The organism is Pseudomonas sp. UBA6562 (genome assembly GCF_002434265.1).
GTDB lineage: Bacteria > Pseudomonadota > Gammaproteobacteria > Pseudomonadales > Pseudomonadaceae > Aquipseudomonas.
The window spans coordinates 321,870-336,817 of the sequence record NZ_DJJS01000007.1 but is presented as its reverse complement, the minus strand read 5'-3'; the positions used below and the strand labels follow the sequence as shown (position 1 = coordinate 336,817).

General features: G+C 63.7%; 13 protein-coding genes. 8 read left to right on the top strand and 5 right to left on the bottom strand.

The window, feature by feature from the left end; translation table 11 throughout:
- The first annotated feature begins 6 nt into the window (after positions 1-6).
- Both B4M43_RS13740 and B4M43_RS13735 read left to right on the top strand, forming a co-directional pair.
- Positions 7-1,251, top strand: a complete 1,245-nt coding sequence (locus B4M43_RS13740) for a saccharopine dehydrogenase family protein (RefSeq protein ID WP_296267957.1) — start codon at positions 7-9, stop codon at positions 1,249-1,251.
- 337 nt (positions 1,252-1,588) lie between these two features.
- Positions 1,589-2,848: a hypothetical protein gene (locus tag B4M43_RS13735; RefSeq protein WP_296267955.1), complete on the top strand. Its 1,260-nt coding sequence runs from the start codon at positions 1,589-1,591 to the stop codon at positions 2,846-2,848.
- A 62-nt stretch (positions 2,849-2,910) separates the two neighbouring features.
- Here the strand turns inward: B4M43_RS13735 and B4M43_RS13730 are convergent, their stop codons facing one another.
- The 3 genes from B4M43_RS13730 to B4M43_RS13720 form a co-directional block, all read right to left on the bottom strand.
- Complete coding sequence (locus tag B4M43_RS13730; protein ID WP_296267953.1) at positions 2,911-5,463, bottom strand: bifunctional diguanylate cyclase/phosphodiesterase; 2,553 nt, start codon at positions 5,461-5,463, stop codon at positions 2,911-2,913.
- Positions 5,464-5,581: 118 nt separating this feature from the next.
- On the bottom strand, positions 5,582-6,118 hold the full coding sequence (locus tag B4M43_RS13725; RefSeq protein ID WP_296267951.1) for a histidine phosphatase family protein: 537 nt from the start codon (positions 6,116-6,118) through the stop codon (positions 5,582-5,584).
- A 15-nt stretch (positions 6,119-6,133) separates the two neighbouring features.
- Positions 6,134-8,338, bottom strand: a complete 2,205-nt coding sequence (locus B4M43_RS13720) for an OsmC domain/YcaO domain-containing protein (RefSeq protein WP_296267949.1) — start codon at positions 8,336-8,338, stop codon at positions 6,134-6,136.
- A gap of 158 nt (positions 8,339-8,496) precedes the next feature.
- On the opposite strand from B4M43_RS13720, the gene B4M43_RS13715 reads away from it, so the two are divergent.
- From B4M43_RS13715 to B4M43_RS13695, 5 genes are all read left to right on the top strand, one after another.
- Positions 8,497-8,652, top strand: coding sequence for a DUF2986 domain-containing protein (locus tag B4M43_RS13715; protein WP_296267947.1), 156 nt, complete (start codon positions 8,497-8,499; stop codon positions 8,650-8,652).
- A gap of 110 nt (positions 8,653-8,762) precedes the next feature.
- Complete coding sequence (locus B4M43_RS13710) at positions 8,763-9,494, top strand: carbon-nitrogen hydrolase family protein (protein ID WP_296267946.1); 732 nt, start codon at positions 8,763-8,765, stop codon at positions 9,492-9,494.
- Between the two features lie 75 nt (positions 9,495-9,569).
- Entirely contained in the window at positions 9,570-9,794 is a 225-nt protein-coding gene (locus B4M43_RS13705) for a hypothetical protein (protein WP_296267944.1), read from the top strand.
- A gap of 205 nt (positions 9,795-9,999) precedes the next feature.
- Positions 10,000-10,851, top strand: coding sequence for a LysR family transcriptional regulator (locus tag B4M43_RS13700; RefSeq protein WP_296267943.1), 852 nt, complete (start codon positions 10,000-10,002; stop codon positions 10,849-10,851).
- A 118-nt stretch (positions 10,852-10,969) separates the two neighbouring features.
- On the top strand, positions 10,970-11,965 hold the full coding sequence (locus B4M43_RS13695) for an aldo/keto reductase (RefSeq protein WP_296267941.1): 996 nt from the start codon (positions 10,970-10,972) through the stop codon (positions 11,963-11,965).
- A 143-nt stretch (positions 11,966-12,108) separates the two neighbouring features.
- Here B4M43_RS13695 and bla read toward each other — a convergent pair whose 3' ends face one another.
- A complete protein-coding gene (gene bla, locus B4M43_RS13690) occupies positions 12,109-12,981 on the bottom strand; it encodes a class A beta-lactamase (RefSeq protein WP_296267939.1) in 873 nt (290 codons plus the stop codon).
- 177 nt (positions 12,982-13,158) lie between these two features.
- Entirely contained in the window at positions 13,159-13,431 is a 273-nt protein-coding gene (locus B4M43_RS13685) for a DUF3077 domain-containing protein (RefSeq protein WP_296267938.1), read from the bottom strand.
- 476 nt (positions 13,432-13,907) lie between these two features.
- On the opposite strand from B4M43_RS13685, the gene B4M43_RS13680 reads away from it, so the two are divergent.
- The gene (locus tag B4M43_RS13680; RefSeq protein ID WP_296267936.1) at positions 13,908-14,786 is read left to right on the top strand and encodes a serine hydrolase domain-containing protein; all 879 of its coding nucleotides are present in this window, start codon (positions 13,908-13,910) and stop codon (positions 14,784-14,786) included.
- Positions 14,787-14,948: the final 162 nt, after the last annotated feature.

The window sequence follows — 14,948 nt, the reverse complement described above, 5'->3', positions numbered from 1 at the left end:
GATAAATTGAAGAAGAACGTTCTTATCATTGGTGCAGGAGGTGTCGCCAAGGTGGTGGCCCACAAGTGCGCACAGCATAACGACGAGCTTGGTCGTATTGCGATCGCGTCACGGAACATCTCCAAATGCCAGGCCATCATCGACAGCGTCAAGGCCAAGGGTAGCCTCAAGGTACCCGCAGACATCCAGGCCTTCTCGCTCAATGCACTCGACGTCGAAGCGACCAAAGCGCTGATTCGCGAAACCGAATCGCAGATCGTCATCAACGTCGGCTCCGCCTTCCTCAACATGTCGGTGCTGCGTGCCTGCATCGATACCGGTGTCGCCTACCTGGACACCGCAATCCACGAAGAACCCGGCAAGGTGTGCGAAACGCCGCCCTGGTACGGCAACTACGAGTGGAAACACACCGAAGAGTGCCAACACAAGAACATCACGGCCATTCTCGGCGTCGGTTTCGACCCGGGTGTGGTCAACAGCTACGCGAAACTCGCGCAGCAGCAGTATTTCGACCGCATCGACTCGATCGACATTCTCGACGTCAATGCCGGCTCGCATGGCAAGTACTTCGCCACCAACTTCGACCCGGAAATCAATTTCCGCGAGTTCACCGGGCAAGTGTGGAGCTGGCAGAACGGCGAGTGGACCAGCAACAGCATGTTCGAGGTCAAGCGCACCGACGATCTGCCGGTGGTGGGCGAGCAGAACCTGTACCTGACCGGCCACGATGAAGTGCACTCGCTGTCGAAGAACCTCGACGTGCCCAACGTGCGCTTCTGGATGAGTTTCGGCGAGCACTACATCAACGTCTTCACCGTGCTGAAGAACCTGGGCCTGCTTTCCGAGCAGCCGGTACGCACCGCCGAAGGCCTCGACGTGGTGCCGTTGAAGGTGGTCAAGGCCGTGCTGCCCGACCCGGCCTCGCTGGCGCCTGGCTACACCGGCAAGACCTGCATCGGCGACCTGGTCAAAGGCACCAAGGACGGCCAGCCGCGCGAAGTGTTCATCTACAACGTGGCCGACCACGAAGACGCCTTCGCCGAGACCGACAGCCAGGGCATCTCCTATACCGCTGGCGTGCCGCCGGTCGCAGCGGCCCTGCTGGTCGCGCGCGGCGAGTGGGACGTGCAGCGCATGGTCAACGTCGAGGAGCTGCCGGCTGAGCCGTTCCTCAAGGCGCTGGACGTGATGGGCCTGCCCACCCGGGTGAAGGACGAGCATGGCGATCGTGCTTGGGATGCGCCCGTCTAAAGGCTAGCGGCGAGCCCCGATGGCGTGGGCTCCAAGCCTTGAAGACGAAACTGCCCGTAGTGCACCGGACGATGTCCGGTACGCTGCGGGCAGTTTTTTGTGGCAACCGTCGGGCAACGGAGAAACTCGCATGACGAGGTCGTCCGGACTGCTCTGCACGCAATTCAAGCCTGCTGAATGCCTCACCCGACCCAAGTCTCCCTTCCCGCAACCATTTTCCGAAAAGGACTACAAGAGGCAGAGAAAAACCTCTGGATCTTGCGCTTCTCTGCTCTCCTTACCCGCTTCCATCATTCCCCCATGCGTGCAAACGCCTCGCTCCTAGGGGGAACAGACATTGACGGATTACCACCACAAGCTCAGCCACCTCGCTGCTGAAGACATCGAAACCTTGTACCAGCGCTACCTGGCCGGCGAACCCATCGCCGCGCTGCTCGTCGAATACGCCATCGATGTGCCAGCCAGCGGCCTGATCAGGGCCTTTCCGCCCGTACCTTGTGCCGACCTCAATTGCCCGTGGTGCGAACGGCCGCTGCACACCCGTCGGCGCGGCAAGTCGCAACCGGCGCGCAGCGTCAACGAAGCCTTTTGCCTTACCTGTGAGCACCGCTACTTCTTTCCCGCCTACAACCGGCTGCAGCGCTACTGCATCTGCGCGCCTTGCAGTCAGGAGCGCGACCACGCCCGGCATGACCAGCAAGCGCGCCTGCGCGAGCAGATTCTCGCCCATTGGGCGGTAGGATCCGAAACGATGGTGCCGTATGCCACACTCGGGATCGGCAGCAAACTCACCCTCATGGCCATCATCGAAGCGCGCGGCAGCGCGTGGAACGACCGTATCGAGCCCGTCGAGCCGGGGCATTGCGCCCTGTTGCTGAGCCCCAGCGAAACCATGGACACGGCCCTGTTCGAAAGCGCGCGCCTGCAAACCCTGCTGCTGGTCGACCCGCACTCGCCGCTCGAAGCCTTCGTGCCCAATCCCGCCGTACCGCGACTCGAGCGCGTGCGCTGGATCTGCAATGTCACCCTCGATGGCCGGCAACGCGCAACCCTCACTGAGGTCTATCGACACTTGCATCGCGATTTGGTCCGCGGCCCCAGGCCCGAGTGGCACCGCGAGCTGACCCAGCTGATCCGCAGCCTGGCTGTGGAAGAAGTCTACGGACAGATCGAGCGCCGCTGCGCCGAACATGGCCTGGCCTTCCACACCCGCGAACGCAGCCAGGCGGTGGCCGAATCCCTGCTCGAACACCTCCCGGTCTGCCATATCTGGGACTTGGCCAACACCGCCCTGCGCGGTGTGCTGCAATTTGCCGAACACTGCAACGTCAATTCCGCGCACGTGGTCGGCACCCTCCCCGGCAAGCTGAACCACCTGGGGCGCCGCGCCATCGGCGAGCGCTGGGCGCCGCGCGGATCGCGGCAAACGGCTGGGTCGCTCAGATCGGTGTACAGCCGGCTGTTGCACGGCTTGCTGCTTGGCAATCCCGACGGCGGCCTGGAATGCCCTTTGAACCTGTACGCTCAGGCCCTGCCCTGCACATCGCGCGCCGCCTCCTCAGCCCAACAGCCATGCATGCAGGGCGATACCGCTTGACCTTGACCTTGACCTTGCCCATGCCGAGGCGGGTGGCGCTCGCCCATGGGCAAGTTCGGTATTCAAAGCTGCGAAGGCGCTCGCGCCAGCATCAGCGTCATCAAGTTTTCATGCTCGATAGGCCGGCTGAGCAGGAACCCCTGCACCTCATGGCACTGGTCCGCGCGCAGTACGGCCAGTTGCTCGGCCGTTTCCACCCCCTCGGCCGTCACCGTCATGTTCATCGCGGTGCCGAGGTTGATGATCGCCTGCACCACGCGTCGATCGTTGGTATTGCTGGCCAAGGCCTGGATGAAGCGCTTGTCGATCTTGATGCTGTCGAAGGGATAGGTGCGCAGGTAACCAAGCGAGGAATAACCGGTGCCGAAGTCGTCCATGTTCAGACGCACGCCCAGTTCCTTGAGCGCGTTGAGGGTCTGCAAAGCGCCTTCGATGTCGTTGAGCATCACGTTTTCGGTGATTTCCAGCTCTAGACGGTGTGCTGGCAGGCCGCTGCGGGTCAGGGCCTGATGCACGTCGCGCACCACGTCGCTGCGGGTGAACTGGGCTGGCGACAGGTTCACCGACACCACCACCGGCAACGGCCATTGCAACGCTTGCCGACAGGCTGCGGCCAACACCCAGTTGCCCAACAGCACGATCAGGTCGGATTCTTCGGCCAGGGCGATGAACCGATCGGGCATCAGCAGCCCCCGTTGCGGATGCTGCCAGCGTACCAACGCCTCGGCCGACGCGATGGTCGAGCCATCGACCTTGAAGCGCGGCTGAAAGTGCAGGAGCAGTTCGCCGCGCGCGATGCCCTGACGCAGGTCGCGCTCCAGCAGGCGCCGCTCGTGCAAGGCGCTGCTCAGGTCGCTGGAGAAGAAACGCCAGGTGTGCTTGCCGTCGCGTTTGGCCGCATATAGGGCCACATCGGCGCAGTGGAGCAGCTCGCTGGGCGTACCGGGGTGCGCTTTGGACAAGACGATGCCCAGGCTGACGCCCACTTGCAGGCGATGCCCTTCATGGTCGATCGGACGCTGCAAGGTGGCGACGACGCGTTCGGCAAAACGCTCGAGTTCGCCACGTTCGCCCGGGCGCAGCAACACGATGACGAACTCGTCGCCGCCCAACCGTGCCACCAGATCGCATTCCCGTACGATGCGCCCAAGACGCGCAGCCAGCTCCATCAGTACGGCATCGCCCGCTGCATGGCCGAGGCTGTCGTTGACCGGCTTGAAGTTGTCCAGGTCGAGCATCAGTACCGCCAGCGGCGCCTGGCCGCTGCCTTTGCCATGCTGCTCCAGAAAGCGCATCAGCTGGTTGCGGTTCGGCAGCCCGGTGAGGGCATCGTGCAACGACAGGTGCTGGATCTGCGCGTGTGCCGCCACTTCATCGGTGATGTCGTTGCAGGTGCCGCGCAGGCCGTGGCATACGCCCTGCTCGTGAATGGCGCTGGCGGTGATGCGGCAGATGCGCGGTTGGTCGAGCCGGTCACGGTATTGGCAACGCAGGCTGGCCACCGTGTGCGTAGCGGCCAAGCTGGCGAGCCAGTTGTGCACGTCGCTGGTGTCCCCGTCGAGCAGCTCGGTGATGGGTCGGCCCAACCAGTCTTCTACTGGGTGGCCGGTCTGCTCGGCGAAACGGCTCGACAGGTAGGTCAGCCGCAATGATTCATCGGTCTCCCAGATCCAGTCCGAGGCGGCTTCGGCCACGGCTTTGAAGCGCGACTCGCTGCTCTGCAACGCGGCACGCGAGGCCAGCGCCTGCTGCTGGCTGCGGTCGAGGCTGGCGCTGGCACGCAGGGCATAGCGAGCGGTGATGCACACGATCAGCGCCATGATCAAGCTCGCCAACCCCAATGGCGGGATCACTGCGCGCAGCAGCTCGGTGCCAGGTTCGGCGACGCGCCAGGTCAAGACCGAGTCGATGCCTTCGAGCAGCAGAAAGCCGCGGCGGTCGGCCGAGGCCTGTGTGTCCGCGATGGCCATGTCGATCAGGCCTGCGCTGCGCCCGAGCTTGTCCAGCACCGCGGCATCCAGACGGCGGACGAACACCAGCACGCTGGCAGGCGCGTCCAGATGATGGGGCAGCGACGGCGGCCGGATCACCGCCGCACTGAACAGCGCGGGTTGGCCGTCGAACGATAAATAGCCACTGCTGGCCTGCTCGCGTTGTGCGGCCTCACGGGCCACGGCCAGGATTCGGGTGCGGCTGGGGCTGCGTCGATCGAAGTCCTGCAGGCTGATCTGGCCTTCGGACATGGCATAGAGCGTTCCCCGATCATCGATGGCATAGACGCCCTGGTACCCGTCCTGGGTATAGAGCGTGGGGCCGATGTTGTCCTGATCGTAGGCCCAATGCGCTGCGTCGAGCGTATTCAGATGGTCGTAGGCCGCTTGCCAGAACGCATGGCCGAGCAGGTAGCTGCGCTCGCGCTCGTGCAACTGGTCGACCGCCGAGGCCGCATGGAACCGGCTCTGCTGCGCCTCGCGTGCGTCCAGCCCGGCGGCGATGCGGTACAGCGAACCCACCACCACGGCCAGTGCCAACAGCAGCAGCACGCAGAATATCAGCACCAGTTGGCGCACCACATGGCTGCGGGGCGAGAGCGTCCTGCCGGTTGGAGAATCCATTCGATCACCACAGGGTTCAGCAGAGGGATGCTGGGTTGACCGAGGCGGTGCGCGGTCGGTCAGTGCAACTGACGACCGGGAAGCGGTGGCGCCAGCAGCCAGGCGCAGGCGACGCGGATCAATCGATGCGCAAGCGCCAATGGCCCTGCCATTTCAGGCGCAGCTCAGCCAAGGGCAGGACATCGATGCGCCGCGCCATCGCTAGCGAACCGCCCAGCACGTGTTGCAAGGCCGCGCGCACCACCCAAGGGTGAGTGACGGCCAACCATTGTCCAGGTGGCAGACCGTGGTCGAGCCAGGCACCGACGCGGGCGCTCATCTGCTGGAGCGACTCGCCGCCATGGGGCGCGGCCTGCGGGTCGTCCAGCCAGCGTTGCAGCGCGTCAGGTGCGGTGAGCTGCACGTCCTTGAGCCTGAGGCCGTGCCAGTGCCCCAGATCCAGGTCGGACAACGCCGTTTCCACATCGCCGGCCAAGCCCAGGGCCAAGGCCGTCTGCATGGCGCGGCGCTCCGGCGCGACCAGGCATTGCAGCGCGCGCGGCCACTGCCGCCGCGCGGGCGTTTCGCGCAGCGCATCATCGTCCCGATGAAAGCGCCCTACCCGCTGCGCCTCGGTCGTAGCGTGGCACAGCAGGGTCAGCTCGATGGCCTGCACCGCCCGCGCCCCGACTCAGCCCTGCTGTGCCGACATCCGCGCCCGTGCCGCGTGCAGCTTCTTGTAGCTATCGATCAGCCGCTGGTGCCGCTCCAGCCCTTCGAGTTTCATGCTGGTCGGGGTCAGGCCGTGGAAACGCACGCTACCCTGTACCGAGCCCAGCACCGCCTCCATGCGCGCCTGGCCGAACATGCGGCGCAGGTTGGCCTCGTAGTCGGCGAGGTGCAGCTCGTTGTCCAGCTCGATTTCCAGCACTACGTTCAGGGCTTGGTAGAACAGGCCGCGTTCGACGGTGTTGTCGTTGTATTGCAGGAACATCTCCACCAGTTCCTTGGCCGGGTCGAACTGCTTGAGCGCCACGTGGATCAGCAGCTTGAGCTCCAGCACGGTGAGCTGGCCCCAGGAGGTGTTGTCGTCGAACTCGATGCCGATCAGCGTCTTGATCTCGGTGTATTCGTCCAGCTCGCTGTTTTCCAGGCGCTCGACCAGGGCCTTGAGCTCGCGGTCGCTCAGGCGGTGCAGGTTGAGAATGTCTTCGCGGAAGTACAGCGCCTTGTTGGTGTTGTCCCAGACCAGGTCGTCCACCGGGTAGATTTCCGAGTAGCCCGGCACCAGGATGCGACAGGCCTTGGCGCCCAGGTGCTCGTACACCGCCATGTAGCTTTCGTGGCAGAGCGCTTCGAGGATGCCGAACAACGTGGCGGCTTCTTCGACGTTGGCGTCTTTGCCCTGGGCGGAGAAATCCCACTCGACGAAGTCGTAGTCGGGCTTGGCACCGAAGAAGCGCCACGACACCACACCGCTGGAGTCGATGAAATGCTCGACGAAGTTGTTCGGCTCGGTCAGCGCGTGGCTTTCGAAGGTCGGCGCCGGCAAGTCGTTGAGGCCTTCGAAGCTGCGGCCTTGAAGCAGTTCGGTGAGGCTGCGCTCCAGCGCCACTTCCAGGCTCGGGTGCGCGCCGAAGGAAGCGAACACGCCGCCGGTGCGCGGGTTCATCAGGGTCACGCACATGACCGGGAACTCGCCGCCCAGTGACGCGTCCTTGACCAGCACCGGGAAGCCTTGGTCCTCCAGCCCCTTGATCCCGGCGACGATGCCAGGGTACTTGGCCAGCACCGCTTCGGGCACGTCCGGCAGGCACAGCTCGCCTTCGAGGATCTCGCGCTTGACCGCCCGCTCGAAGATCTCCGACAGGCACTGCACCTGGGCTTCGGCCAGGGTGTTGCCGGCGCTCATGCCGTTGCTCAGGTAGAGGTTTTCGATCAGGTTCGAGGGGAAGTACACCACCTCGCCGTCGGACTGGCGCACGAACGGTAACGAGCAGATGCCGCGGGCCCGGTTGCCGGAGTTGGTGTCGATCAGGTTCGAGCCGTGCAGCTCGCCGTCCGGGTTGTAGATGGCCAGGCAATGCGCGTCGAGGACCTCGCCGGGCAGCTCATCGTTTGGGCCTGGCTGGAACCAACGCTCTTCGGGGTAATGCACGAAGGGTGCGTTGGCCAGTTCCTCGCCCCAGAACTGGTCGTTGTAGAAGAAGTTGCAGTTCAGCCGCTCGATGAACTCGCCCAGCGCCGACGCCAGCGCGGCCTCTTTGGTGGCGCCCTTGCCGTTGGTGAAGCACATCGGCGACTGGGCGTCGCGCAGGTGCAGCGACCAGACGTTGGGTACGATGTTGCGCCACGAGGCGATCTCGATCTTCATGCCCAGCCCTTCGAGCAGGCCGGACAGGTTGGCGATGGTCTGCTCCAGCGGCAGGTCCTTGCCGGGGATCAGCGTGCGCGCGGTGGAGTTCGGATCGAGCATCAGCAGCGACTGGGCGCTGGCATCGAGGTTCTCGACCTCTTCGATGATGAACTCGGGGCCGGTCTGCACCACTTTCTTCACCGTGCAGCGGTCGATCGAGCGCAGGATGCCCTGGCGGTCCTTCTCGGAAATGTCGGCCGGCAGCTCCACTTGAATCTTGAATATCTGCTGATAGCGGTTTTCCGGGTCGACGATGTTGTTCTGCGACAGGCGGATGTTTTCCGTGGGGATGTCGCGGGTCTGGCAGTAGAGCTTGACGAAGTACGCCGCGCACAGCGCCGAAGAGGCGAGGAAATAGTCGAACGGGCCCGGCGCCGAACCATCGCCCTTGTAGCGGATCGGCTGGTCGGCGATCACCGTGAAGTCGTCGAACTTCGCTTCGAGGCGAAGGTTGTCGAGAAAGTTGACTTTGATTTCCATGGGCGATTACCGGGTACCGTCTGAACAAAAGTGGCGGCGATTATCCGGATTTTTGCCTGGGAAGTCTTGCCCGCCGGGCCGATGGCTTTTGCTATGATGGCCGCCCTCCCAGGCACCCAGCGCTGGGTGCCTATGCCCGTCGATACCGAGTGCCCGTCATGAACCGTCGCAAGAAGATCAACCAACTGCTCAAGGCCAACGCCAAGAAGGCCAGCGCCAAGTTGGCGCCACGCAGCAGCAAGCCGAAGTACGTCAGCAAGGCGGACCGCGCCAAGCTCGAGGCCGAGGCTGAGCAGGCACCGGTGGCGGACTGAGCTGACCTGCGGCAGTGGCCGATTCGGCGCTCCGAGCAACCGCGATGCCTCGTCGACGAAGACAACGGGTCAAGGCTTGATCGAGAACAGAGCATGTTAGGCGCTCGACGATGAACATTGTGGCCGCACAGATCGCACCTACCCTTGGCTCGCTCGGCGACAGCGTCGAACGCCATCTGACCGTGGTCGAACGCGCCGCAGGCCTTGGTGCCGCTGCGTTGTTTTTCCCTGAATTATCGCTGACCGGCTACGCCCTGAGCCAAGCGGCGCGACAAGCCATGCACCTGGACGATGCGCGGCTGGAGGTGTTTCAGCACGCCAGCGACCGTCACCGGATGTCGATCGCCATCGGCGTGCCGACCTGGTACGGATCGGGCGTACAGATCAGCCTCGTGTTCTTCCAGCCGGATCAACCGAGACTCGGCTACGCCAAGCAATGGCTGTATGCGGACGAGCAGGCATTCTTCGTGCCCGGCGATGCGTCGATGCTGTTCGAAACGGGCGGCTACCGTTTGGCGCCGGCCATCTGCTTCGAGTCGATGCAACCGGAGCATGCTCAGGCGATGGCCGACCTGGGCGCCCAGGTGTACCTGGCCAGTGTCGCGAAATCCGCAGAGGGCGTGCAGGCGTCGTTGCGGCATTACCCGCGGGTTGCCCGACGGCATGCCATGGCGGTGGTGATGGCCAATGCTGTCGGGCCGGTCGAGGGATTCGTTTGCGCCGGTGGTTCCGGCGTGTGGAGCAGCGATGGCAGGGTGCTGTGCCAGGCAGGCACCGACGATGAGGCGCTGGTGTGTTACGACCCGGAAAGCGGGCAGGCCGAGGTGGTCGTCCTGGCTTGACGCCACGCGATCCGATCAAACTTTCAGGCCCGTGCGTGTTCTGTTGTACAGACACCTGATCCTTGAGGAGACGCCATGAAACCCACCGATTCGAACCCAGCTGACAAAGTCCCACGTCCGATTTCCTCCGAGCAGGCGCAAAAGGGTGAAGGCTCGCCAGACCCGGTTCTCGAGCAGGGCGACCCGCGCACCAAGATCGTCGACAAGGTCATCACGCCGACCGAAGTCAAAGAGCTCGAAGAGCAAACCCGCCAGATCAATGAGCGCCTGGCCGAGGTCGAGGCCAAGACTTCGCGCTGAACGCCTGCCCGAGTCGATGGCGTGCCGTGTGATACACGGTACGCTGGCAGCGCCCTTGCCCATGTCGTTTATCCGCCGACTTTTAGCCATCTCTGATGATGCGTCATACCAGGGTGCCCCTCCTGACGCCTTCCCTTAGCGCACTTCCCACTTGCCTGGCCTCCCCAATCCGCTACCCTCGACGCTCACCGTTCAAGGGCACCTCATGTTCGACTGGGAAGATCTGCGTTATTTCTCCGCCTTCGTCAGCGCCGGATCGCTGTCGGCCGCCGCCAAGGCATTGGCCGTGGACCACGCCACCGTGGCTCGACGCATCGCTTCGCTGGAAGCCTCGCTGCACCTCAAACTGGTCGACCGCCGCGCGCGGGCCTACTTGGTCACTGAGCAAGGCCAGCGCGTTGCGGGCTTCGCCCAGCAGATGCTCACGACCTCTTTCGCCCTTGAGCACTTCGCCAGCGCCGGGCAGGCGCAGGTCGAGGGCCAAGTGGTGCTCAGCGCCCCACCCGCCCTGCTCGGCAGCCTGATCGCCCGACGTTGCGGCGAACTGTTCGCGCGCTACCCTGCGCTGACGCTGAAGCTGGTCGGGAGCAAATCCCGCGCCTCCCTGGCGCGTCGCGAGGCGGACCTCGCCATCAGCCTCACCCGTCCTACCGAGCCTACTTTGGTAGCGCAGTTGCTAGGCCACCTCGAATACCGTTTGTACGCCGCCCCCGCCTACCTGCGCAGCGGGCAAGCGCCGGTATACATCGGCTACGACGCGTCCCAGGCCAAGTCGCCGCAGCAACGCTGGCTGCTCCAGCAAGCGGGCGACGGCACCTTCGTGTTGCACAGCAACGACCTGCGCATCCAGGCCGAGGCGGCGGCCGGTGGCGCCGGTATCGCCTGCTTGCCGGCGTTCATGGCCGAGGAGCATCGGTTGGAGCCGGTCAGCCGCGGAGGTGCCTCGACGAGCATCGAAATCTGGCTGGCCGTGCACGAAGACGCGCGCAACACTCCGCGTATCAGAGCCGTGATCGACTTCGTCCAAGACTGCTTGCGACCACTGCTGCGCTTGTGAATTTCTGCACATTGAACCTGCGCGCGTGGGGAATTTCCCTACGGGCTTCGCGTCGTTACCTTAGTCAGCACTTCCACGCCCACCCCGCTGGGCGCGCACTCGGCAACAGGAGACTCGCATGCAATACGTGAAACTCGGCAACACCGGTCTGGACATCTCCCGGCTGTGCCTGGGCAGCATGACCTTCGGCGAGCCGGACGCCGGCACCCACCCTTGGACCCTGGGCGAAGCCGACAGCGGGCCGATCATCCGCCACGCCGTCGAGCAAGGGATCAACTTCTTCGATACCGCCAACAGCTACTCGGCCGGCACGTCCGAGGAAATCCTCGGCAAGTGGCTGAAGGCCTACACCCGCCGCGACGAAACCGTGATCGCCACCAAGGTGTTCTACCCCGCCAACATGTGGCAAGGCGACGCTCGGCCCAACGAGCAGGGCCTGTCGCGCAAGGCCATCTTCAACGGCATCGACGCCAGCCTGCGCCGCCTGGGCACCGATTACGTGGACCTGTATCAAATCCACCGCTGGGACTACCGCACGCCCATTGAAGAGACCATGGAAGCCTTGCACGACGTGGTGAAAGCCGGCAAGGCGCGCTACATCGGCGCGTCGTCGATGTTCGCCTGGCAGTTCGCCAAGGCCCAGCAAACGGCCGCCGCCCATGGCTGGACCCGTTTCGTATCGATGCAGAACTACCTGAACCTGCTGTACCGCGAGGAAGAGCGCGAAATGATCCCGCTGTGCCGCGACCAGGGCGTCGGCCTGATGCCGTGGAGCCCCATGGCGCGCGGTCGCCTGACCCGCCCCCAGGGGCAGCAGACGGCGCGGATCCTCAGCGACGAATCGGGCGCGTCGTTCTTCGCCGGCAGCGAAGTGGAAGACGGCAAGGTGATCGACGTGGTCGAGCAAGTCGCGCTGGAGCGCGGTGTGCCGATGGCGCAGGTGGCGTTGGCTTGGGTGCTCAATACCCCTGGCGTGTCGGCGCCGATCGTCGGGGCTTCGAAGCCGGCGCAGTTGGACGACGCGATCGCGGCGCTAGAGTTGAAGCTGACTGCGGAAGAGATCGCGCGATTGGAAGCGCCGTATGTACCGCACAAGGTGACGGGGTTCAAGTGATGCAACCGGGCGCGGATCTCGATCCGCGCCCGCCCCGGCCTTTGAGGTGTGCTACCGCGACGGCAGCGCACGCTTTTTTGTTTTTGACTGCCTGGCATATTGCCTTTGCCCGTTGATGTAGCACAGTGGTTCGGTATCTGTGCTCAACCGAGGGCTTGCACCACGATGCCAGTGGCTTCCGCCAGCGCTGCGTCCTTCCAGGGCGATTTCGGGTCTGTTGCGCGCGTGAAGACCGTCAGCACCCAAGGCGCACGGCGCGGCGGCCAGATCACGGCGACGTCGTTCGCGACGCCGTAATCGCCTGAGCCGGTCTTGTCGCCGACCGTCCAATCCGCAGGTACACCGGCACGAATACGTTTGGCGCCGGTGGTGTTGCCCTTGAGCCAGGTCTGCAATTGCTGCCGGGCCAAAGTGTTCAGGCCGTCGCCTAGCACCAGGCGCTGCACGCTCGTCGCCATGGCCTGCGGCGTACTGGTATCGCGCGGGTCGTCGGGCAAGGCGCTGTTCAAGCTAGGTTCGTTACGGTCCAAGCGGAACACGTCGTCGCCCAGACGCCGGGCGAAGGCCGTGAGCGCTGCGGGGCCGCCGAGCACATCCAGAAGCAGGTTGGCCGCCGTGTTGTCGCTGTGTTGCAAGGCAGCCGCGCAGAGGTCGGCGACGGTCATGCCGGCGTCGACGTGCTGTTGGGTGATGGGCGAGTAGACCACCAGCGTCTTGGCATCGAAGCGGATGCGCTTGGCCAACAAATCGGGCTGTTTTTGGCTCAGGTGCAACACCGCACCGGCGAGCATGACCTTGAAGGTGCTGCACAGCGCGAAGCGCTGGTCGGCGCGGTAGGCCAGGTGGCGGCCGCTGCCGGTGTCCAGGGCGTAGAGGCCCAGGGTGATGCTGTGGGTGCGTTCGAGCTGCTCGAATTGGGTGTTGATCGAGCGCGTCGCCCAGGCGGGCAAGGCCAGGAGTGCCGAGCCGGCCAGGGCGCCTTGCAGCAAGGCACGGCGCTTGAAAGCGAGGGACATGGCGAGGACTTCCACTGTAAACACGGGAGCGTGGAGGCTAGTGGGTTTCTAGCGGTAAGCCAAGGGCATCAGGCGCTATAGGTACAGTGGCCTCGACGGCGCTTTGCGAGTACTCGCGCAGGTTTACACCCTCGCTCACGGGCGGGCATCGTTGACCCGACTCGACGTGTGCTAGTGCTAAAGCGCAGGCAGCTCGGTCAATTCGACGTCATCCAGGAGGGTTTTGGCCAACGCGCTCAAATAGGTCGCGGCGCCCAGCAGCTTGTGGTCGTCTTCGAGATCGCCCTGCTCCACCAGATGGGTGATGTAGCCCAGGAGGATGGACGCGTGTTCGTGCGCGCAGGTGATGGGCAGACTGGAGGCGAGGCGGAACGAAGGGAAGATTGCTGTGGTTGTTTTCGAAGATGAGAGTTTGTCCAAGTCGGGACGGAAAGTTTGATCAGTATTCATCGCTATACCTCTCGAGCTGCAGGCTTGAGATGCAGAGACTTCTATCCCGCGGACGGATGAGAACAAGAAAATAAGGGGGATCAGGAACAATCTTTTTCATTTGGCACCATGCAGATCCGAGTGCCACCCTTTTGCTTCCACACAGTGGGGTGACAGCTGTACGCAGGGTGGAAAGACCGGAGCATGGTGAACCCGGCAGGCTCAAAGGCCTCCCACGTACAGCTATCATAACGACGGCAACCATGCTGATCGGGTTTCCACACCCGGCCGCTGAACGCTTCAGCGACCGAGAGAGCCTAGGGGGCAAGGGTTCCGTGGGCAATCAGACGGGAGTCGACAGATTGCGTAGGGTATTTCCTAGGACTGGTGATGAACAGCAGGCCGGCGTAGGAATGTGCCCAGCTTAACGTAGGAAATGTAGATGCATTGGAGGTGAGTTATCTTGTCGGCTTCTACTGCCCTATCACGACAATCCAATGCTCTATTCGCTCGTCTCCAATGGCCGACTGCATGCACCCGATCAAGCGGAGCCAACCGTACCGTGGTGGAGTTTCACGAAAACGGTCCTGGCGGCAACGGCGCTGTCGCTCGTGCGAGACGGGTTGATCGGCTTGGACGACCACGTACCCGATGAGCCTTTCACCTTGCGGCAGTTGCTAAGGCACGAGGCAGGATTCGCCGATTACGGCGAGCTCCCGGCCTACCATGCCGCTGTCGCGAACGGCGAGTCCGCGTGGCCGGTCGAGGACATGATGCAGCGCTTGGACGGTACCAGGCTCAGGTACGACCCTGGAACAGGTTGGCGCTATTCCAATGTCGGCTGCTGGCGGGTGGGCCGGCTGATCGAGCGTCTGACAGCACTGACACTCGATGAAGCCGTGGATCGCCGCACTCTGGCACCATTGGGGCTACAAAGCGTTCGCTTCGCGAGAACGCGTGAAGACATGCGAAGCAGCCCTCTCGGCGCCACCCCGGACTATGACCCGGCCTGGGTCTACCACGGCTTACTTATCGGGCCCCTGTCGCAAGCCGCGCTTTGCCTGGAGCGACTTCTCGCCGGTGACTTTCTCCCTCCAACGCTCATTGGGGAAATGCGTACGGCACGGATGTCGGGAGGCCCCATCGCCGGACGTCCGTGGTTTACGGCCGGCTATGGGCTCGGTGTGATGCAGGGTTCGATCGATGGTGGTATCACGCTGTGCGGGCATACGGGTCAAGGACCAGGCAGCACATTTGCCGTTTACCGCGCGCAGATCGGTGATGCGTCAGCGTGTTGTGCTGTGTATGCGTTGAACGGGACCGAAGGATCTGTCGAAACGGCCGCTGTAGAACGGCTCTTGCGAGCGTTCCAATAGCGCGAAAGCTCCACCACGGTGGGACGACAGCGGTGCGCAAGGTGGAAAGACCGGAAATGGGGGCCGCCAGGTGCCAAGGATTGCTGCGTACAACTGTCTTATCGACTGCTAATGTTTTCAACAGCCGGTATGGTCTGAATGTCAGGGACACATATGGGTCCC

Bases quoted from the DNA above. Each gene is read 5' to 3' on its own strand.
- bla (WP_296267939.1), bottom strand. From the start codon at position 12,981: ATGTCCCTCGCTTTCAAGCGCCGTGCCTTGCTGCAAGGCGCCCTGGCC.
- B4M43_RS13720 (WP_296267949.1), bottom strand. From the start codon at position 8,338: ATGGAAATCAAAGTCAACTTTCTCGACAACCTTCGCCTCGAAGCGAAG.
- B4M43_RS13715 (WP_296267947.1), top strand. From the start codon at position 8,497: ATGAACCGTCGCAAGAAGATCAACCAACTGCTCAAGGCCAACGCCAAG.
- B4M43_RS13695 (WP_296267941.1), top strand. From the start codon at position 10,970: ATGCAATACGTGAAACTCGGCAACACCGGTCTGGACATCTCCCGGCTG.
- B4M43_RS13700 (WP_296267943.1), top strand. From the start codon at position 10,000: ATGTTCGACTGGGAAGATCTGCGTTATTTCTCCGCCTTCGTCAGCGCC.
- B4M43_RS13710 (WP_296267946.1), top strand. From the start codon at position 8,763: ATGAACATTGTGGCCGCACAGATCGCACCTACCCTTGGCTCGCTCGGC.
- B4M43_RS13705 (WP_296267944.1), top strand. From the start codon at position 9,570: ATGAAACCCACCGATTCGAACCCAGCTGACAAAGTCCCACGTCCGATT.
- B4M43_RS13680 (WP_296267936.1), top strand. From the start codon at position 13,908: ATGCTCTATTCGCTCGTCTCCAATGGCCGACTGCATGCACCCGATCAA.
- B4M43_RS13730 (WP_296267953.1), bottom strand. From the start codon at position 5,463: ATGGATTCTCCAACCGGCAGGACGCTCTCGCCCCGCAGCCATGTGGTG.
- B4M43_RS13685 (WP_296267938.1), bottom strand. From the start codon at position 13,431: ATGAATACTGATCAAACTTTCCGTCCCGACTTGGACAAACTCTCATCT.